This window comes from Lentzea sp. NPDC058450 (assembly GCF_042721395.1).
Taxonomy (GTDB): domain Bacteria; phylum Actinomycetota; class Actinomycetes; order Mycobacteriales; family Pseudonocardiaceae; genus Lentzea.
Genome location: NZ_JBHXLO010000017.1, coordinates 52,470 through 71,923, shown reverse-complemented (window position 1 = coordinate 71,923; position 19,454 = coordinate 52,470). Strand labels below are relative to the sequence as shown.

General features: G+C 64.0%; 20 protein-coding genes and 1 tRNA gene. 15 read left to right on the top strand and 6 right to left on the bottom strand.

All coding sequences use genetic code 11. The features are described from left to right. Nucleotides 1–21: 21 nt before the first annotated feature. Nucleotides 22–963, bottom strand: coding sequence for a nucleoside hydrolase (locus tag ACFWNN_RS25565; RefSeq protein ID WP_382442440.1), 942 nt, complete (start codon nt 961–963; stop codon nt 22–24). Here ACFWNN_RS25565 and ACFWNN_RS25560 point away from each other — a divergent pair. The 5 genes from ACFWNN_RS25560 (at nt 962) to ACFWNN_RS25540 (ending at nt 5,613) form a co-directional block, all read left to right on the top strand. Then, entirely contained in the window at nt 962–1,501 is a 540-nt protein-coding gene (locus ACFWNN_RS25560; RefSeq protein ID WP_382442439.1) for a GNAT family N-acetyltransferase, read from the top strand. The genes ACFWNN_RS25565 and ACFWNN_RS25560 overlap by 2 nt on opposite strands. Nucleotides 1,502–1,520: 19 nt before the next feature. Continuing rightward, a complete protein-coding gene (locus tag ACFWNN_RS25555) occupies nt 1,521–2,000 on the top strand; it encodes a hypothetical protein (protein ID WP_382442438.1) in 480 nt (159 codons plus the stop codon). A 737-nt stretch (nt 2,001–2,737) separates the two neighbouring features. Then, nucleotides 2,738–4,021 (top strand): pentapeptide repeat-containing protein, encoded by a 1,284-nt coding sequence (locus ACFWNN_RS25550; RefSeq protein WP_382442437.1) that lies wholly within the window; start codon nt 2,738–2,740, stop codon nt 4,019–4,021. Between the two features lie 105 nt (nt 4,022–4,126). Next, nucleotides 4,127–5,014 carry a hypothetical protein gene (locus ACFWNN_RS25545; protein ID WP_382442436.1) on the top strand — a complete coding sequence of 296 codons (888 nt, stop codon included), beginning with the start codon at nt 4,127–4,129 and terminating at the stop codon, nt 5,012–5,014. A gap of 32 nt (nt 5,015–5,046) precedes the next feature. Continuing rightward, nucleotides 5,047–5,613 carry an HD domain-containing protein gene (locus tag ACFWNN_RS25540; RefSeq protein WP_382442435.1) on the top strand — a complete coding sequence of 189 codons (567 nt, stop codon included), beginning with the start codon at nt 5,047–5,049 and terminating at the stop codon, nt 5,611–5,613. Here the strand turns inward: ACFWNN_RS25540 and ACFWNN_RS25535 are convergent. After that, nucleotides 5,598–6,071, bottom strand: a complete 474-nt coding sequence (locus ACFWNN_RS25535; protein ID WP_382442434.1) for an NUDIX hydrolase — start codon at nt 6,069–6,071, stop codon at nt 5,598–5,600. The two genes, ACFWNN_RS25540 and ACFWNN_RS25535, sit on opposite strands and share 16 nt — an antisense overlap. A 10-nt stretch (nt 6,072–6,081) precedes the next feature. After that, the gene (locus tag ACFWNN_RS25530) at nt 6,082–6,825 is read right to left on the bottom strand and encodes a DUF5919 domain-containing protein (RefSeq protein ID WP_382442433.1); all 744 of its coding nucleotides are present in this window, start codon (nt 6,823–6,825) and stop codon (nt 6,082–6,084) included. A 158-nt stretch (nt 6,826–6,983) separates the two neighbouring features. Here ACFWNN_RS25530 and ACFWNN_RS25525 point away from each other — a divergent pair, with 158 nt between their 5' ends. From ACFWNN_RS25525 to ACFWNN_RS25490, 8 genes are all read left to right on the top strand, one after another. Next, a complete protein-coding gene (locus ACFWNN_RS25525) occupies nt 6,984–7,439 on the top strand; it encodes a hypothetical protein (RefSeq protein WP_382442432.1) in 456 nt (151 codons plus the stop codon). 3 nt (nt 7,440–7,442) lie between these two features. Continuing rightward, complete coding sequence (locus ACFWNN_RS25520; RefSeq protein WP_090066052.1) at nt 7,443–7,643, top strand: hypothetical protein; 201 nt, start codon at nt 7,443–7,445, stop codon at nt 7,641–7,643. Further along, nucleotides 7,643–7,903 carry a hypothetical protein gene (locus tag ACFWNN_RS25515; RefSeq protein ID WP_285642567.1) on the top strand — a complete coding sequence of 87 codons (261 nt, stop codon included), beginning with the start codon at nt 7,643–7,645 and terminating at the stop codon, nt 7,901–7,903. Before ACFWNN_RS25520 ends, ACFWNN_RS25515 begins: the two co-directional genes overlap by 1 nt. Continuing rightward, the gene (locus ACFWNN_RS25510) at nt 7,890–8,150 is read left to right on the top strand and encodes an AMED_5909 family protein (RefSeq protein WP_382442431.1); all 261 of its coding nucleotides are present in this window, start codon (nt 7,890–7,892) and stop codon (nt 8,148–8,150) included. Before ACFWNN_RS25515 ends, ACFWNN_RS25510 begins: the two co-directional genes overlap by 14 nt. 511 nt (nt 8,151–8,661) lie before the next feature. After that, nucleotides 8,662–10,032 (top strand): FtsK/SpoIIIE domain-containing protein, encoded by a 1,371-nt coding sequence (locus ACFWNN_RS25505; RefSeq protein ID WP_382442430.1) that lies wholly within the window; start codon nt 8,662–8,664, stop codon nt 10,030–10,032. A 26-nt stretch (nt 10,033–10,058) separates the two neighbouring features. Further along, nucleotides 10,059–11,633 carry a replication initiator gene (locus ACFWNN_RS25500; protein WP_382442553.1) on the top strand — a complete coding sequence of 525 codons (1,575 nt, stop codon included), beginning with the start codon at nt 10,059–10,061 and terminating at the stop codon, nt 11,631–11,633. 45 nt (nt 11,634–11,678) lie between these two features. Further along, entirely contained in the window at nt 11,679–11,855 is a 177-nt protein-coding gene (locus ACFWNN_RS25495; RefSeq protein ID WP_285642564.1) for an AlpA family transcriptional regulator, read from the top strand. Then, nucleotides 11,852–13,249, top strand: coding sequence for a tyrosine-type recombinase/integrase (locus tag ACFWNN_RS25490; protein WP_382442429.1), 1,398 nt, complete (start codon nt 11,852–11,854; stop codon nt 13,247–13,249). Before ACFWNN_RS25495 ends, ACFWNN_RS25490 begins: the two co-directional genes overlap by 4 nt. Before the next feature lie 58 nt (nt 13,250–13,307). Here ACFWNN_RS25490 and ACFWNN_RS25485 read toward each other — a convergent pair whose 3' ends face one another. Together ACFWNN_RS25485 and ACFWNN_RS25480 are read right to left on the bottom strand one after the other, a co-directional pair. Next, on the bottom strand, nt 13,308–13,880 hold the full coding sequence (locus ACFWNN_RS25485; protein WP_360046916.1) for a hypothetical protein: 573 nt from the start codon (nt 13,878–13,880) through the stop codon (nt 13,308–13,310). Between the two features lie 195 nt (nt 13,881–14,075). After that, a tRNA-Arg gene (locus ACFWNN_RS25480) sits at nt 14,076–14,151 on the bottom strand. A 335-nt stretch (nt 14,152–14,486) separates the two neighbouring features. On the opposite strand from ACFWNN_RS25480, the gene ACFWNN_RS25475 reads away from it, so the two are divergent. Both ACFWNN_RS25475 and ACFWNN_RS25470 read left to right on the top strand, forming a co-directional pair. Beyond that, on the top strand, nt 14,487–15,161 hold the full coding sequence (locus ACFWNN_RS25475) for a hypothetical protein (RefSeq protein ID WP_382442428.1): 675 nt from the start codon (nt 14,487–14,489) through the stop codon (nt 15,159–15,161). A 10-nt stretch (nt 15,162–15,171) separates the two neighbouring features. Beyond that, on the top strand, nt 15,172–15,909 hold the full coding sequence (locus ACFWNN_RS25470; protein WP_382442427.1) for an FkbM family methyltransferase: 738 nt from the start codon (nt 15,172–15,174) through the stop codon (nt 15,907–15,909). A 55-nt stretch (nt 15,910–15,964) separates the two neighbouring features. Here ACFWNN_RS25470 and ACFWNN_RS25465 read toward each other — a convergent pair whose 3' ends face one another. Next, on the bottom strand, nt 15,965–19,165 hold the full coding sequence (locus ACFWNN_RS25465) for a penicillin acylase family protein (protein ID WP_382442426.1): 3,201 nt from the start codon (nt 19,163–19,165) through the stop codon (nt 15,965–15,967). Nucleotides 19,166–19,454: the final 289 nt, after the last annotated feature.

Below are 19,454 nucleotides of genomic sequence, written 5' to 3'. Positions count from 1 at the left end.
TCGGTTCCCGTAGGCGAATTGTCATGGTTGTGTCACAGCGCACCTCAGCTGGTCGAGGAAGGTGGCGTGGTCGGCCGTCGTGGCGTACCTGACCTTCGTGCGTTCGGGGGCGATGTCACGGCCGAACGGGCTGTCCGGTGCGAGGAACCGTTGGTCGGCAACGATCTTGCCCCGCGTGTACCGCCCGGTGAGCTCGATCGCGAACCGGTCTTCTTGGTAGGTGGCGAGCCCGGGTTCGACGAGGATCGCGGCCGCCAGCGGGTCGTGCGGCACGAACCCCTTCTTGCCGAGGAAGCTGCCGTAGAAGTCGGCGTAGAAGCCGAGGATCCGCCGCGGATAGCAGTCCTGCGGGAGCGCGTCCAGCCACTCCTGCGGCGCGTGGCTCGCCATGGTGACGTCGAGGCCGACGATCGTGAGGTTCTCGAACCCCGCCGCGAGCACGAGGTCGGCGGCCTCCGGGTCGTGCCAGAAGTTGGCCTCGGCCTGCGAGGTGATGTTCCCAGGCACGTTCAGCGCGCCACCCATGACGACGACATCGCCGAGCAGTTCCGGCAACCGCGGCTCGATCTGCAGCGCCAGCGCGACGTTGGTGAGCGGCCCGATGGCGAGCAGGCCGAGCTCCCCGGGGTTCCTGCGCGCCAGGTTCACGAGCTGCTCGGCGGCGCTCTCGTGTGAGCGGGCGGTCTTGGGCTCCGCGCCGGCATGCCCGCCCAGCCCGTCGTGACCGTGCACGTCCTCGGCCGTCCTGAGCGGCTGGGCCAGCGGTTTCGCGGCGCCCATCGCCACCGGCACGTCGATGCCAAGACGTTCGACGAGCCTGAGGGCGTTCGCGGTGGCTTGGTGGACCGGCACGTTCCCGTGAACGGTGCCGATGGCGACTATTTCGGTGTCGGCCTGCGCACGCAGGTAGTACAAAGCGAGGGCATCATCGATGCCGGGGTCCGCGTCGACGATGATCCGCATGTCTTCGATCTTGGGGGATGCCGTGACGGTACGTCCAGCAGTTCCCGCCGACGCCCCAGCCGTGGCGTTCGTGCACGTCCAAGCCTGGAAAGACGCCTACCGAGGCCTGGTCCCGGACGCCGTGCTCGACGGCCGCTCAGTCGAGCGCAGCACACAGATGTGGGAACGCGACATCCCGCGCGGCGGCGTCTGGGTGGGCCTCGCCGACGACCAGGTGGTCGGCTTCGCCTGCGTGGGCCCGTCCCGCGAACCGGACGCCGAACACGAGCTGCACGCGATCTACGTCCTGGCCACCGCCTACGACACAGGCCTCGGCTACGCCCTGGCGTCAGCAGCTTTGGCGGGCAAGACCGACGTGGGCCTGTGGGTGTTCGAAGACAACCCACGCGCCCGCCGCTTCTACGAACGCTTCGGCTTCCACACCGATGGCTTCGTGAGGACCGAGACCATCGGCGGCGCCGAGCTTTCGGAACTGCGCTACCGCCTGACCCAGGGCACTACTGGCGTCAGTACCACCGGCCTACCATCACACCAGTAGCCGAGCCGGGAGCGTGAAGATGTTCCGAGCAGCCTTCCGCCGCAACCTGGAGTCCACCGAGATCTCCATAGCCCAGAAGGTGTTCGGCGACGCCCTGGACCTCAGCGCCCTGACCCTCGCCGAAGGCGGCCTGCTGGGCAGCTTCGGCGTGGCCAGAACCCTCCCCAAACTGGTCACCTTCCCCAAGGGCGTCCTGACCACCCCACAACACCAGGCACGTTTCGAACGCTGGCTGGTCCACGAACTGACCCACGCCTACCAGTACCAGCACGGCCGCAGCATCCTGAGCCTGCTCCCCACCGCCATGGCGGGCTTCTTCAACAAGAACCTCTACAACTACGGCGGAGCAGAAGGCCTGCGCGACAAGACGTTCGCCGACTTCAACACCGAACAGCAAGCGAACATAATCGCCGACTACTACTACCTCAGCACCTACGAACCACACCAAGACCTGACGCCCTACGAGCCCTACATCGCCCACGTCCGCTCAGGCGCCTGACCTCCCCGGGCTCAGCGAACGGCGACCTCGCCAAAAAGATCAAGCTCCGACCGCGTTACCGCTGGTCAGAGCTTGATTTCACCCGGCGAAAGGTGGTGCCCCAGGCAGGATTCGAACCTGCGACACACGGTTTAGGAAGGGACGACAGGGCTAACGCTCGTTGTACCTGCTGACCTGCGGCTTCGGCTGCTTCCGTTGTGGCGCTTGGGTTCCGCATTTCGCGATGGTTTCGCGGTTCGCGTCCTGCCACTTCCCGGCCATCAGCCCGATCCTCAGCCTGCACGCGGCCGGTGCCGTCGAGTCAAGGTACGTCCTCCAGCCTTGACGCGTCGATGCCGGCCGTTCGTCATGCTCGGAGGTCGGGCTGTCGGCGTGCAGTCTCCTTGTCGGCATGGAGCCCCGTCGACGCGTGCTCATGATCGGTGGCAAGGCGGCGCAGCCGTCGCGGCAGTCGAGCGCCAGGACCGGCAAGTCCGCGGTGACCCTGACGGCGCTCGTGGGGAGCTGCTGGCCGGCGTGGCTCTATGGGTCGAGCTCGTCGGTGGGGCAAGGCCGGAGGACGGCGCGCTGCGCCGCCCGGCCGACCGGCGCAGCGAAGCGGATGCCGGGAGTGCCGGGATGGAAGGTGTTTGCCGTACGCGCGGAGCGCGCCGCCAACGGCGGCCTTGATCCTGTAGAGCCGAATTCGGCAGTCGTACCGTACTAACGTTCGAAGTCTTGCTGCCGATACTTCGAGTATGACTCAACCTGCCGCGGAGAAATCCAAGACCACGGCGCTCGGCGTTCGAGCTGAGATTGCGCTAGTTGCAGGCACGTTGCTGGTGACCGTAGCGGCGCTTGTGTGCGTCCTTTGGTGGCCAGGAATTTCGCTTGATACAGAATCTGCGAAAGCGAAACTTGATGCAGTTCGTACAGCTTTGAGTTTCGGGATTGGAGCCGGAGGGGCTGTGGCGCTCTGGCTTGCAATTAGGAGACAAAGGTCAACCGAGCGAGATATTCTCAATAGGGAGCAAACTTATCAGCTTCAGGTTCAAGTTGCCGAAGTCACTAGGTTGCATCAGGAACGCGTGGCTGATACGACCGAGAAGCATCAAGAACGCTTAGCTTCGAATTCGGAAAAAGATGCTTCTCAGCGTCGCGTGAATGAAATGTACAATAGCGCTGTTGAGCAGTTGGGTAGCGATAAAGCGCCGGTTCGCTTAGGTGCTCTCTATACGTTAGAGCGGCTTGCAGACGATGATCCCGGGTTCCGCTCAATTGTATTCAATGTCATATGCGCTTACCTTCGCATGCCCTTGAATGGCCCCATTGAGTCGATGGAGTCTTACATTAGGACGTTTGCGAAGAATCGCTCTGAAGTTAATGTCGAGCTTGCTGTAGAAGTACGCGAGGAGATAGAAGTCCGTCGCACAGCCCAGGGGCTGATACGTGAACATCTGAAACCGGAGGAGGATTTTCAGGGTGGTGGAATAGGCGTAAAGGAGCGATGGGAGGTTGAGGAAGTTCGTCTGTCTGGTGCGACACTGATAAACTTTGATCTATCTGGCTGCGTCCTTCCTGCGGTGGATTTTGATGGCGTGGCTTTTGTGGGGTCGTGCGATTTTCGCGGTACCCGATTTCGGGGTGTCGCCAGTTTCGACGATTGTGTTTTTAGGTCGTATGCTTCGTTTGAGCACGCGAAGTTTGATGTTTCTAGTTGGTTTGAGCGAACTGATTTTAAAGGTAGCGCATACTTTAGCTCGGCTGTGTTTAGGGGTGACTCGGAGTGGGATGATGCAAAATTTGCCAGGACTGCAGAATTTACGGGAGCCACTAACAAGCGTAACTTCAACATGCGAAGTTCGAGCTTTGGAGACGATGTTGATCTAGCTCAGTTGACCAGGGTGGATCTAACTCGGGCGTCTGCTAGCATCTCGGATGATAACGACCGGTTTTGGCCGGCCGGCTGGCGTGAGGAGCTTTCCTCCAATGGGGAGCGGATCGTGCTGCTTCGCGACGGGTCGAAATCTGAAGGTAGCTAAATGTAGCTTTAGTGGCGTTCGGTTGGGTAGGTTCTCTGGATTCTTCCCTGCGGGTCGCTCGCCTTTGGTGCCATGGATTTTTGTAAGAGTAAAGGGAAGAACCCTATGGGTAATCCGCCTGTGCCGTCAGCTGATCAGATCATCTCCGCGCTTTCTTCGACGGGTTTTCTGTTTGAGCAGAAGGCGGCGAACATCCTTGAAGATACTGAGACTGGATGGGCTTTTAAAGATCCTGATCTTGGTACGAGTCGTGAGATAGACCTCTTCAAGGTTGGTTCAGTATACGACCATGATCAGAAATACCGAACATTTGAAATCTCATGGTATATTCTTGGTGAGTGTAAAAACTATCAGTGGCCCTGGGTGGCTCTAACGAAACCCTGGGGGGCGCGACGGTGGTTTTTGACTTCTGATGACCTATCGTTGACGCAGGCGATGCGGTTTCACTTGGGTATAGATGATGAGGGCATGGCACTCGCGAATCGCGATGAGGAAACGTTCTTTCAGGGCTATCAAAGAGTGCGAGCCGAGGCCTTGCCGAGAGCTGTTCAGCTAGTGAAACTAAATAAGAAGTCGGGGGGATGGGATGCTGCGAGTGGTGACATTTTTAATGATGTAACTTATCCTCTTGCTAAGGCGTCGAACTTCCTTAAGACGAGGTTTGATGACCGACAAGAGCAAGGCTATCTTGGAAGCAGTAGGGAAATGCAGGTGATTTTTCCGGTGCTCGTGGTATCTTCGCAGATATATGCTGTTTCGGCGAATGGTGATCCCGAGGTCAAGGAAGTTGGTCAGGTGACCTTGGAGCGAACACTATCTTCTGAGAACGTCAGCGGAAGGTTCCGAATCGACGTTGTTCATATCGATCATTTGCGCGACTGGTATGAGCAGCGAGTACGGTCGGTTGTTGACTACCTGGCGGACTCGCTCACATTCAGTAACGAAGGTCTTCGAGGCGTAAAGGATAGTTTTCGTCGCTCATCGGGTTCTTGAGTTTGTCGGCTTTGGATGACTATAGTAGATGTGTGGATTTGATCGAATGGCCGTTCCGCATGGCGTGCGGTCTGCTGCGGGACGAACTGCCTCGACGTTGGGCGCATGTTCAAGGAGTTGCTGACAAGGCGCGCACGTTGAGCCTGCTTCTTCCTGAGAGTGATCTTGAGATGTTGGTGGCAGCGGCGGTCTTGCATGATATTGGATACGCACGTTCGCTGGCATGTACAGGTTTTCATCCGCTTGATGGAGCGCGATACCTACGTGACCAGGGGATTCCAGGCCGGCTGTGTGCACTTGTGGCGCATCACTCGTGTGCGTATAGAGAAGCTGAGCTCCGAGGAATGTCTGCAGCGTTGGCTGAGTGGCAGGATGAGAAGACACCACTGCGAGACGCTCTTTGGTGGGCCGATATGACGACCACGCCCGATGGTCAACCCACCAACGTGCATGATCGGATCGAAGAGATCCAGAAACGCTACGGCCCAGAGGATCTGGTGACTTTCTTTATCCGTCAGGCCAAGCCTGAGTTGGTCAGCGCAGTCGAGCGAACCGAGGAACGGCTACGCGCGGCGCGATCCGACTACACCGCGAAGTAGGGCGTTGAGCGTTCCTCGAACCCGTGCTCGATCCGTAGCCGGATGGATTGATGGATGTTGAGCGAGTCGAGGTTTCCGCGGCTCACCCAGTGAACTTCGCTGGACTCGTCGCTCGTGCGCAGTTCGCCGCCGAGCAGCCGCGCACGGAAGCAGATGGAGAACTGCTGTCGCACCTCGCCGTCCGTGTAGGCGATGACGTGCGCGGGGTCCGAGTACACGCCGATGATGTCGACGGGCTCGACGTCGATCCCGGTCTCTTCCTTGATCTCCCGGACGACCGTGTGGCCGATGGTCTCGCCGACGTCCTGGGCTCCGCCGGGGATCGAGTACAGGTCGTTGTCGGTCCGCCGGATCATCAACAGCCGGCCTTGCTCGTCCTGCACGAACGCCGTCACCGCCACGACGATGTTGGTCGCCTTCGGTGCGTTCGGATCGTTGTAGTGATCAGTGCGAGCCATGCCTACCTGCCTACCACTTCGGCGGCTTCGCGCCATCCCAGACGCCCTGGAAGCTCTCGGCGTACGTCTCGAACAGGTCGCCGCCGGACAGCCGTCGAAGGTGCAGGACCGGGGCGTGAGCTGCCATGAAGCCGTGCACGTGCGTGTTCACAAGCATCTCGTCATCGAAGCGGTAGATCGAGTTGTAGAGCGTCGTGCCGTGAATCCGGATCTCCACGCCGGGCACCTCGGCCAACGGCTTGTAGATCGCGAGGGCGTTCCGGATCTTCGCGCCAAGCGTTGCCTTGCCGATACCCTCCTCTTCGCTTCGGCGCGCGACCTCTCGGCTTGCCGGGTCCCCGAGCAACAGCCGGATCCTGACGCCGCTCTCCGCCTTCTGGCGAAGCGTCTTGATCAAGGCTGGGTTGTCCACCAGGAACATGCCGGCGTAGACCAGGATCGAGATGCTGATCTTCGACTGCTCGATCAGGTGTCCCCAGATGTCGTGCGATACCGCGTGGCGGTGCGCGTAGACCTGGACGACCTCGGACTCGTTGATCTCTTTCTTCTTCTCTGGCGCGACTGCGTCTGGCCAGAGGTAGGTCTCGGTCTCGCGGACCATCGCGGCGATGGCGTGCCGGTGGCGCGGGTACGGCGTCCGGTCCTGCGTGATCCACCGTTCGACGGTCTTCGGGTCTACGCCGGTTGCCTTAGCCACCTCATCGAGGCCCAAAGTGTTGCGCAGCAACGCATCCCGTAGGCGTTGGTTCGGCATGACCCACTCTCCGTACAACTAGGGACGACTTCAATGTAGCCGAGACGTCTGTAGTTGTCCTGTTGTGTGGTGTTGACGTCCTCTCGATTCGTCGAAAGTCGTAGGTGTCGAGATGTCGGGGAGCGGCCCCGACCGGCACAAACGTCAGGAGAACGACGATGGCGATCACAGGTGGGAGCAGGTTCCCGGCGGGTCACGACTTCGTGTTCCCGAGGGGCGCGCTCGTGATGGGCGTCGAGCCCGTCCTCAAGTTCCAGTCGGCTGAGGAGCGCGCCAAGGGCCTCCTCGCCGAACAGGAGAAGGACAAGGAGACCGGTCAGCTCGTGTGGTCGGTCCTGGTGATCGACCAGGCTGCGGAGCGCAAGGCGGACGCTGCGGTCACGGTCAAGATTTCGGCACCTCACCAGCCGGTCCCGCCGGAGGCGATTCCGGGTACGGACATCCGCCCGGCGATGTTCGAGGGTCTGACGGTGACGCCGTGGATCGATGACAAGGGCTGCCGTGGTGGCCACGTCGGTGAGCGTCACCGCTGCCGGGCGAAGCTGGGCTACAGCCTGCGGGCCACCGGCATGAAGGCCATCGTCGCGGCCAAGCCCGCACCCAAGGCGGCGTGATCCGTGCCCGATTTGATGCGCCTGCACCTGACGGCGAACCTGCCGATTCGGGTGGAACCGCTCGTCTTCGCCGGACGGGTCGAGTTCCGGTTGGGCAACGCGTTCCCAGCCGTCCTGGTGGTCGACGCGGAAGCGCTGCCCCGGCTTGCTGAGGCGGTTGCTGAGGGACAGACGGCCCTTGATGCGGCGCGGGGTGGTCAGTGATGGGGTTCAACGCCACCTGTACGCCTGGGCAAGACGCGGGCGCGGCCATGATCCGGGTGACGCCCGAGGTTCCGGCGCTGGCCATCTACCTCGACCCGGTCAACATCGCGATCCAGCTCCCGCCTTTCCCCGGCGGTTCGGACGTGCTGATGCGGTTCTGCCGGGAGTTGTCGCGTGAAGCTTCCAAGCTGGCGGATCACCTCGGCAGTCAGGAAGGCCGGCACGCCCTGGCGGAGGGAGATCCTGATGTCCGCGGTTGAGGCGATGCACTGGGGCCTTGCTGAGCAGGCTCGGACGCTGAGCGAGGCACATGACGTGCTGAGCAAGCTCCTCCCCAATCCCAAGTCCGCGCCCGCCGTGCTGAAGGACTACTACCTCCGGTCCGCCGCCATCTACGCCCGCGTCGCTGAGACCGATCGCAGCCACCACCACGAGGCCATGTACTGGGCGAACCGTGAGCGCGAGAAGGGGGAGGCGATCAAGGTCACCAAGACGGCGAAGAAGTAGCAGAAGTCCTTATTGGACAGAGCGCGTGACTCGGCTGGGTCACGTGGCGATGCCGCACGTCTTGTTGCGGTGCAAAGAGAACGTGAGACGCAGGAGCGGAACCCGGCTACCAACCTCGCCGCTCCTGCGTTGTCCACCCAACTCAGGAGTGAACAACGATGAGCGTAGAGCCTGAGCGCATTCGTGCGCTAGACGGGGATCAGATGATCTCCACCAGGCAGACCGTTTCCAGCTATGCCGTGATGCTCGATGGCGGCTCACTGGAGACGATGGAACTCACGGCGGCGCAGGCTCGGGGCTTCGAATGCCTGACCTGTCGGGCGCAGCACACCGGCGCTTCGGGGGCTTTCCAGCCTGTTGGACGCATCCCGAGCGTGGGGAGCGTCTTCCAGTGCCCGAAGTGCGCTGGCGGTGCGCGATGAAGGGAAACCGTTGGGTTGATCCCGCACCGTTCGAGGGTGCACGTCCGCAGGTTCCTTGGTGGGTATGGCTTCCCGGCTGGGTCAAGCTCGTGCTCGCGCCCGCTGCCCTGCTGTGGTTCGCGGTCCGCCTGGTCGTGCGGTTGGTCGTTCTGGCCGTTCGGTACCCGGTTGCGGTCACGGCCGGCCTCGGCGGCTACGTCGCCTATCACCGGTTCGGGCTCTCGCCGCTGGTGCTCGCGTTGCTGTCGCTCATGTGTGTCTTGGCGGTCTGGTACGGCCTCGACCGGGACTCGTTCCTCCGGCATGGCTGGTACCGCGTGCTGACTGAGTGGCGGCGGCTCACCGTGTACGTGCCGCAGTGGCGGACCGTGGTGCGGCTTGCGGAGCTGACGAAGGAAGTCCGCGGGAAGGAGTACCTCCCGAAGCTGCGCCGCATTCGGTCGGAGGGCTGGCGGGACAAGGTGCGCGTGCGGATGATCCCGGCGCAGTCTCCTGAGCAGTGGGAGTTGCGGCGAGACAACCTGGCGCACTCGTTCAACGCTCGGTCCTGTCGGGTGCGGGTGCTGAAGCCTCGCGTGCTTGAGCTCGACTTCATCCACGCTGACCCGCTGGCGCGTCCGGTCGCGGTGCCGCAGCTCGCCGACCCCGGAGAGGTCGACCTCAAGCGTGTGGTCGTCGGTCGTACGGAGACGGGGAAGCCCTGGCGGTTAAGGCTGCTCGGGTCGCAGGTCCTCGTGGTCGGCGTTCCTGGTGCCGGCAAGGGCTCGGTGTTGTGGTCGATCGTGTGGCAGCTCGCTCCGGCCATCAAAGCCGGCTTGGTCCGCCTGGTCGGGATCGACCCCAAGGGCGGTATGGAGCTGGGGCAGTGTCCGGACGCGTTCGAGAAGGTCGTCTACGACAACGGTCCTGAAGCTGTTGCCCTGCTTGAAGAAATCGCCGCAGAGGTGAAGGAGCGGGCCACCCGTTACCGGGGTGTTCGGCGACTGTGGGCGCGAAGCACGGGGGAGCCCTTCACGGTCCTGGTCGTGGACGAACTGGCGGACCTGATCGCCTACCAGCCGGACCGGAACCTTCGCGAACGGGCGACGCGGGCTATCCAGACGATCACCTCTCAAGGGCGTGCTCCTGGTTACGCCGTCGTCGGCCTGGTCCAGGACCCGCGCAAGGAGATCGTCGGCTTTCGGCACCTGTTCACGACCCGTGTCGCACTGCGCCTCGATGAGCCGGTGCAGGTGGACATGGTCCTGGGCGACGGCGTTCGGCAACGCGGTGCGGCTGCTCACGAGATCAGCGAGAACACGCCGGGTGTGGCCTGGGGCAAGGAGGACGGGCAGCGCGAACCCGAGCGTGCGCGGGCCTTCAACGTCACAGACGCGGACCTGGTCGAGCTGGGTGCGTACCTCGCTCCGGCCACCGTGCACGAGTTCCCCGAGCTGACGGACGGGAGGGCTGCGGCGTGACTGAGTACCTGACTCGATCGGAGCGGATGAAGCAGCCAGCCGCGCTCGACGTTGTGCGGGCCGTGGCTGAGGAACACGGCGTCTGTGTCCGGCCATTGGCTAAGGAGCGGATCGACCTCGACACCGGGCGCGTGGACATCGTGCCCGTCCCGTGCGGCTCAACGGTCGCGAGTGTCTGTCCGACCTGCGCTGAGAAGAACCGGCGTCTGCGGATGGCGCAGTGTCGCGAGGGATGGCACCTGACCGAGGAACCGGACTTCACTCCGGACGCTCCGAGCGACGAACAGCGGGAGCTGACTGAGTACCGGGCTGACCTGGTGAAGGCCTTCCGCCTGGCCCTCGGTGAGGGCGATGAAGTGGGTGCGGAGGAGGTGCGGGAAGAGGTCGCGGAGGTCGACGCCGAACTTCGGCAACTCGGAGTCCGCGGTTCGCTCCCTTCGCTGGAAGTCCCGCTCAAGGGCGTGCGAAAGCGGTCGACCAGGCGTCGGCAGGATGCGCCCAACCTGCCTCGGCGGCCGGTCAGCAAGCGCACCGTGGGCAAGGTCTTCGGGGGCAAGTACCAGCCCTCGACGTTCCTCACGCTGACGCTCGACACCTACGGCAAGGTTCGCAGCGACGGCACGCCTGTCGATCCCTCGCGGTACGACTACCGCCGTGCGGCACGGGATGCGGTGCACTTCGCCGCGCTACTCGATCGGTTCGTGCAGAACCTCAGGCGCTGTGTGGGTTGGGAGGTCCAGTACTTCTCGGCGGTTGAGCCACAGCGTCGGCTTGCTCCGCACTGGCACGCGGCGGTCCGGGGCTCGATCTCGCGTGCGGAGCTGAAAGCGGTCACCGAGGCCACCTACCACCAGGTCTGGTGGCCTGCGCACGATGAGATCAAGTACAGCGGCGACCAGCTGCCGTCCTGGGATGTGCGGGTCAAGGGCTTCGTGGACCCGCAGACTCGAAGGGCCTTGCCTACCTGGGAAGAAGCCCTGGATGAGGTCGAGCGTCCGGCTCATGTGGCGCGCTTCGGCGTGCAGGTGCACTCCAAGGGCATCCTCGGTGGCACTCAAGAGGCTGGCCGCCACATCGGCTACCTGACGAAGTACCTCACCAAGAGCATCAACGAGTGCTTCGACGCCCAGACCGCGCGGCAGGAGGACCACGCCGAACGACTGTGCGCGGAGCTGGCCGTGACGCCTTGCTCACCGCAGTGCGCGGTGTGGCTGCTGTACGGCGTCCAGCCTCGTGGGGCTCGGTTGTCCACGGTGCCTGGGAAGTGCAAAGGCAAGGCGCACAAGCGAACCACGCTTGGGGTGGCTGGTCGGCGGGTGCTCGTGTCGCGGAAGTGGTCGGGTAAGTCGCTCGCAGACCACAAGCACGACCGGAAGACGTTTGTTCGGCAACTGCTCGCGGACGTCGGGATCAAGCCCGAGGACCAGGCGCAGCGCGTCGTCTGGAACAACGTCCAGCCCGGTGATCCGAACGTGCCGCCACGGGCGCACCTGCTCTTGAGCGCTGTCGCTGAGCGGCGCAGGTGGAAGGCCGAATACACGGCCGCGCTGCTCGCATCTGCCGGACCGCCAGATAGTTCGGCAACTCATCAAGCTGCGTAAACGGGGGGAATCATGAACGGCAAGGCGCGTGAGATAGCTGAACTGATGTCTGTTCCGGAGATGCTGGAGGCGCTCGGCGGGGACGTCTCTCGGGACACGTTCTACAAGTGGCGGCAGACGGGGAAGGGGCCTCGTTGCTTCCCGCTCCCTAACGGGGAGCTGCGGTGTCGGCGCTCGGACTTCCTGGACTGGATGGACGACCTCTACGGGCGGGCCGCATGAGCGAGACGACGCTGAAGGTCACCTTCTGGGAGATCGCCGACTGGACGAAGAAGAAGACGGCCAAGGGGAAGAAGCGGCCGAAGCCGTGGGGCGTCCGGTGGGTGACGGAGAAGAAGAGCCACTCGGAGTGGTTCGCGAACAAGGCGCAGGCGATCAACCGGCGTTCCGACCTGATGAAGGCGGCGCGGCTCGGTGAAGAGTTCGATGTGGAGACTGGGCTTCCGCTGTCGGAGCTGAAGCGGAAGAACTCCTTCTCGTTCTTGGAGTTCGCACAGTCCTACGTGGACATGAAGTGGCCGGACTCGGCTGCGAAGACGCGAAGCAGCACGGTGGATGCGCTGGCGACTGCGTGTGCTGCGTTCGTGAAGAACGGACCTGGCCGGCCGGAGTTGAGGGAGCTACGTGGGGTGCTGACGCGTCACCTGTTGCCGTCGACGACTCGTGACGATCAGCTCGACCGCGAACAGCAGGAGGTCGTGGACTGGCTGGTTCGGTACTCACGGCCGTTGTACGACATGACGTACGCGGTGTCGGTTCGGGAGGTCCTGGACGCGCTGGCGACGAAGCTTGATGGGAAGTCCGCGGCTGCAACCGTGTATTCGCGGAAGCGGGCGGTGCTGTTCAACCTGCTGGCGTTGGCGGTCGAGCGGGAGTTGATCCCGGACAACCCGTTGAATCGGATCAAGCGCAAGGTCGCGAAGCTTGTGGAGCAGGTTGACCCGCGTGTGGTGGCCAATCCTCGGCAGATCGAGGAACTGCTTACGGCCGTGTCGTACGTCGGGCGGCGCAACGCTGATCGAGGCGCGCACCTCGAAGCGTTCTTTGCCACCTGCTACTACGCAGCGGCGCGGCCGGCTGAAGGGCTCGGGCTCAAGCTGGACGACTGCACCCTTCCCGATGAGGGTTGGGGGCTGCTGATGCTCGGCGAGTCTCGGCCGTCGGCGGGGAAGCGGTGGACGGACTCGGGGGAGGTGCACGACCAACGCGGGCTGAAGCATCGGGGCGCGAAGGATGTGCGGCCTGTGCCCATCCCGCCGGTGCTGGTGCGGCGGATTCGGAACCATGTCGACCGGTTCGGAGTCGCGTCAGATGGTCGGCTCTTCTGGACACCGAAGGGTGGGGTGGTGTCGTCTTCGACGTACTACAGGGTGTGGCAGGACGCGCGACCGTACGGACTCACCTCGGCTCAGGTGGCCTCGCCGCTGGCTGCTCGGCCCTACGACCTGCGGCACGCTGCCGTGTCGCTCTGGCTCAACGGAGGGGTGCCTGCGACGGAGGTCGCGGAGCGGGCAGGACATTCGGTTGAGGTGCTGCTCAAGATCTACGCAAAGTGCATCGATGGGCAGCGCGAGACGGTCAACGCGACGATCGAGCGATTGTTTGAAGCGGCGTAGCTGCGCGGTTCGAGTAGCCCCCTGGTTGAGCACGCCAGGGGGCTTGAACGCGTTGCAGTCATTCAGACGACTCGTTCTTGGTGGCTGCTTGCTGGTCCCGCATGTTGACGCGAAGCGCGGTGCTCAAGTCGCGAACGTCCTTCTTCAAAGCCGCGAGGACGGCGTCTTGGTCGTCGCCCATCAGCCCGGCGATGTCATAGACGATTTCAGCTTCGATCCACTCGCGTCGTGCGCTGAAGGATCCGCGAGTCAGTGCCGACGCCGCGTCAAAGATCTCCCACTTGTCGTTCGCGTCGTGTGGGCCTGTCGACTTCATACGTACTGCCGTGGCCTCGTCGAGCGGTACGTGCATCGTGTACCGAAGGTTGAGGGCCTGACGGAGAACTGTCGCGATGTTGCCTGGAAGCCTGAGCAGGATGGCCTTCGCCCTGGCGACGTCTCGGCCGACGGGCAGACCGCTGTTAGCAATGCACAGCTCAAGCAGTTCGGCCAGGAGCTCGGCTTTCTGCGACTTGAGCCGGTCCGTTCGTTCCTTCTCGTCGCGGCGGGTCTGCTTCCTCCAACCGATGACAGCGATCGTGAGCGCCACCACGGAGGCGATCGTGGGACCCACCAGGGTCAGCAGGTTCATGGGCGGACAGTAAGGCGGTCCGGAGCCTCAGTGGTGAAGGCGCGCCTCAGCGGTCCCAGCACCCCAAAACGGTTTCGCGGTGGTTTCGCAGACGGCGGCAAACAGGGGCAGATTCCGCCCGACGGTGACTGACCAAAAAGATCAAGCTCCGACCGCGTTGCCGCTGGTCAGAGCTTGATTTCACCCGGCGAAAGGTGGTGCCCCAGGCAGGATTCGAACCTGCGACACACGGTTTAGGAAACCGATGCTCTATCCCCTGAGCTACTAGGGCTGGCGTGAGCAGTCTAGCGGGGTGGCGCTACCGAGTTGACCAGCGCCCCCGCCAACCGCCTGCGCGAGGGCCGCTCACGCACTGTGAGAGGGGGCGGTGTGGGGGTGCGGCCGTTGGAGGGAAGTGAGGCAGGCCACCTTCTGCCGGGCACAAACGTCAGGTAGGGAGGGCGTGTGAGCAGACCTTGGCCTGACTTCCGTCCTGGACCCCTGGGTGCCCTCAAGGCTTGGTGGCGGCGGCGGGTGCCCAAGCGGGCTGACGACTTCACGTTCGTGCCGCCGGCCAGCAGTCATCAGCAGGAGTTCGAGACGCCGTTGGCTAGTGCGGTTTACGGGTTGGACTTCCAGTTGAAGCTCACTGTGGTGTGGCGGCTGGATCTGGCTACCGGGCTGCGGCACAACTCGCCTCGGAGTGCTGCCATCCATCACGTTTTGCAGCGGGCCAAGGAGATCAGCGGCAAGGCGATGTTGGTGCATCACGCTGCTCTGCAGGTGCAGTTGGGGGACGAGCTCGCCACTGAGCGGCAAGTGCCTGGGACTCATGTGTGGGCTCGGGCCGAGCAGGTCAAGGTCAGTGTCAACGACGACGACCTGGAGATGGCCAAGAAGCACATCGAGTTGTTGAGGAACTCCACGTTCAAGTTGGCTGAGCGGGACGTTGAGCGGGCCGAGATCCGGTACCTGCGGGACGAGGTGCTGACGGATGTGGGGACGGCGACGATCTGGTGGTTGCAGCGCAACGGGTACCAGGTCGAGGAGGCCGTGAAGCTGGCCGATCACCTCGCTGAGCTGGTTCGGATCGCTCAGCGGGAGCCGCAGACGCATTGGGCCGAGTCGTTGGTCAGCAGTGTGGAGCGGGCCATGCCTGAGCTCGAGGACGCTCATCAGAGGGACCTCAAGCAGCATTTGGTGAAGGCTCTCGGGGTTTACGGCGGGGCCCGGGTTGCTGCTGAGTTCGCTGATCAGGTCGGGTTGCCTGCGGGCGAACGGCATGCGAACGGGCACGTCTAGGCTGACTGGGGTGTTGACCCAACTTCGCAGTGCCGCGGTTGTTGCCGGGTTGCGGGCGCTGGCCCGGCTCACGCCCTACGCCGAGGCGGAACTCATCGGGCTCCGCAAGGTCGTCAAGCCTGGAGACGTCTGCGTCGACGTCGGGGCCGCGCTGGGGCTGTACACGGTGACGCTGTCCAGACTGGTTGGTCCACTTGGGACTGTGCACAGCGTGGAGCCCCTCGTGTTCGCGCACCCTGCCCTTTCGTACGTCCTGCGGCCGCGCGAAGGGGCCAACATCCGGCGGCACTCGGTTGCGCTGGGGGCGGAGAAGCAGGGGCGTGAGGTCATGTCCGTGCCTGTGCGGCACGGGAGTCCGGTCACCGGGCGGTCGTTCCTCACGGTCGGGGCGAACGGGCTGGGGTCCAACGAGGAGTTCGACCAGCACCTGGACGTTCTGGTCAAGACGGACACGCTCGACCACTTCGTCGAGGAGCAGGGGATCATGAAGCTCGACTTCGTGAAGGCCGATGTCGAGGGGGCCGAGCTGAAGGTGCTCGAAGGGGCCGTCGAGACGATCGCACGGCTCAAGCCCGCGTTCCTGCTGGAGATCGAGGAACGGCACGTGGAGCGCTTCGGGTACCAGGCGAAGGACGTCGCTGACTTCCTGACCGGCCGCGGGTACCGGATGAGCACGTGGCACGGCAGCGAGTGGGTGCCGACGCACAACATCGGCGACGAGGTCAGGAACTACCTGTTCAGGGCCTGAAATAAGTAGAGGACGCCGACCCCTGGGGGTGGATCGGCGTCCTCATCTCGAAGGCCTACAAGCTGTAGACCTCAAGCTCGTACAGGGAGTATCCGTACTGCCCGGCTCGTTGGGTACCGGTCATCCGGAGGTATCTCGCGTCCTGTGGTGTGAACGCTACGACATCCTCGCCGCCATCGCCACTACTTGTGGAGAAAACGTTCCGCCAGTTCGTGCCGTCATTGGAAATCTCGATGCGGTACCCCTTGCCGAACGCCGACTCCCAGCGCAACACGGCGCGACCGATGCGTTGCACAGAGCCAAGGTCCACCTGGATCCATTGGTTGTCGTTCCAGTCACTCGCCCACCGAGAAGTCGGATTCCCGTCCACCGCATTGGACGGCGGCAGGTTGTTCCAGCCCGACTCGTGTGACGACGCGGTGGCCGTCCTGCCCGCCGCCAGGTTGGTGATGTTCTGGCCGCGGCGGGACGGGAACTGCACGACCTGCTGGTACGTCGGGCGGTTCTGCCAGTGGATCTTGTCTTGGGTGATGCCGCCCATCGCGCGGTGGATGATCGTGTCCGCGCACCACTGGTCGCCTGCGGCGCAGTCGGCATCGCCCGGGTAGACGACGTTCGCCGGCTTGGCGACGGCCGCGGCCAGCGACGAGACCAGGGCCGTGCGGCAGCCCGCCAGGGTGCCGCCACCGCAGTACGTCTGCGGGAACGCGCCCTGCACCGGGTCGCCCAGGACCTTGCGCAGGTCCTTGTCCACGTAACCCCACCAGCCGTACTGGAACGAGGAACCCTTGTGCGGCGCGGCACCGTGCGCGTCGGACGGAGCCTCGTCCACCTGCTGGGCCGCCACCACGGCGTTGTACAGCCCATCACCCAACGATGGTTTGAACTGCGCCTCGACCAGCAACGGCCACCAGGCATCGAGAATCCGGATGGCTTCGGCGTGCGAGTACGCCTTGCTGCCCTTCGCGGTCTCCTTGCGCAGCGAGCCGGAGGTCTGCCAGGCCTTCAACGCGGCCACGGCCGGAGCGAGCGTCGCGTCGACCGGTGCCGACTCCACGACCCTGAGCAACTCGGGCAACACTTGCTCAGCCCGCAGGTCGGCCACCGCCGCCTCGGCCATCACGCGCGTCAACGACGCCCGCGTCACCTTCTGCCCGGTGGCGAGCAACGCCTTCACCCGGCGGTCCAGCAGGTCACCGCGGTGCACGGCGCTGTGGCCGAACCCGCCGAACGTGAAGTCCTTGGCCTGCTTGTTGTTCCACGAGATGTAGTAGTCCTGGTTGATCGAGTTCGGGTGCCCGGCGAACGGCAGCACTGCGCTGACGTTCGTGTCGGCGTTCCAGTCCACCCACTCGTACTCGGCACGGCCCCACACCGGCAGGTTCGGATCCACAGTGGACCGGCGGAGGGGGTTGAGCCCGGAGTTGAAGTACGCGCTGTCCCGCGAGTCCACGTAGAACCAGTTGAACGCGTACCCGATCTTGTTCGCCGCCCGCTGGAAGTCCGCGGCCGAACGGATGGCGCCAGGATCGTTGAGCTCCTGGAACCCGATGATCGAGTCGACCTCGTGCATGTACGTCGACCGCAGCGTCGTGTACGCCACGACCTTCCCGCCCACGGTCGCCCGCGACGTCACCAGCCCGTACTTGGTCCGGTACATCACCAGCGTGTACGAACCCGCGGGGGTTCCGTCCGCCACCGTCGGCTTCCAGGCGTTGCGACGTTCCAACCGCTCCATCGGCAAACAGGCACCGTGGAACACGTAGGACGTGGAAGCCTTGGAAGCGGGAGACCCGTCGGCGTTGCACAGTTCGACGGCGTAGGTGTCGATGATGTCCTGCGCCGACGAAGTGGCGCTCCACGAGTAGTCGACGCCACGCCCCAGTTGCACGTACATCGAGACGCCCGCGAACGAGACGCCGCGCGAACGGATGCCCGGCCCGTTGAGCTCCTGCAGCATCAGCAACTGCGGGGCGAAGTACCCGGTCTGCGGGCCCCACACGGCGATCGGGTTGCCGGTGTCGCTCACCGCACCCGACACCGCCAGCGCGTTCGACATGCCGTGCTTCTTGTTCAGCAGGTCGGGCGGCAGCACGCCGTCCTCGAAGATCCCGCGAGCCTTCGCCACCTCGGCAGAGGCAGGAACGGCGACGGAGGCACCCGTCCCGCCCACCTCGTCGTAGACCATCCGCTCCGGCGTCACCGACCCGCCGTCCGGAAGCGCCACCCCGGCAGGGGAAGCGGGCGAGGCCGAGTACGGGAACGACTGTCCGTCGTGGAGGGTCAGCACGGCCTCGGGGTCGTTCTGCGCCCGGAACGCCTGCCACACCTGCTCACCGACCGCGGCGCCGTACCGGTTCTGCGCGGCCAGCTTCACCAGCGCCGACTGCACCTCACCGCCACCGCCCGCGCCGAACAGGCCGCCGACCACGGCAGCGATCGCCACCATGTCGGTCGACTTGAACGGCTGGATGTCGTTCCAGTTCGTGATCGCGTCGGCGTGCCCGGTCAGCACGTACTCGCCGGGGAAGTTCCGCGCCGAGACGGACTGCGTGATGTACGCGTTGATGCCGGCGGTGTAGTCGTTGACGTCGGCCAGCGCCTGCCGCCCGCGCTCACCGCCGTTCGCCGCGGCCGACTCGATCTGCCGCTGCAGGTCCTCCTCGGTGTACGGGATCTGGTTGTAGAAGCTCTGCTCCAGCACCCGGTTGCCGGGTGCCCCACCGGCGAAACCGGTCAGCTGGCCGCGGCCCAGGTGGCGGAAGATGTCCATCAGCCACAGCCGGTCCTGGCCCGCCGCGTAGCCGGCGCCGAACATCGTCCCGGACCGCGTGGTGCCGGTGATGTGCGGCATGCCGATCTTCTTGTCCCGCACGATCGTCACGTCCGACCGCGGCTTCAGGGTGCTCTCCACCTGGTCCGACGGCACCCCGAACGACGCGTCGTTGAAGAAGTCCGTCAGCTGGGAGTTGGTCAGGCCGGAATAGCCGGACACCAGCGCGTCGTACTTGCCGAGCTGGTCGGCCGAGTGCGCGGGCCTGGTGCCGAACGCCTTGTGCGTCAGGATCTCGGCCAGCGTCGCGTTGCCGTTGGTACCGGGCGGCACGATGTCGCCGCACTGCCCGAGGCAGTAGTCGTCGGCGGCGAACGCGGCCGCGCGCGGCGGCTCCTCGGCAGCGGCGGCGGGAACGATCAGAAGGGAGGCGGTGACGGTGGCGATCGCCAGCAGGGACGTCACCGGATTGGCTCTCCGCATCGCGCGAAGCTCCTCTCCGTGCAGGGCAGGGCTGTTGTGACGCACGTTACTTTCCGGTAGAGCTATTGCGAAAGACCTTCGCGTTTTCCGGAACCAAGCCGAGACCGCTGTATCGATACCGAAACCCATCGAAAAGCCATATGGGCAGAAACGAGACCAAACGAGACATCTGAATCGGATTACCGAGGGTGGACTCGTGTTTCTGGTACGGCATTCCACTCAGTGGGATTCACGGTTTTGGTCACGCACAGTTCCGACGGTCCCTCTAAAGACCAGGTGACATGCCTAC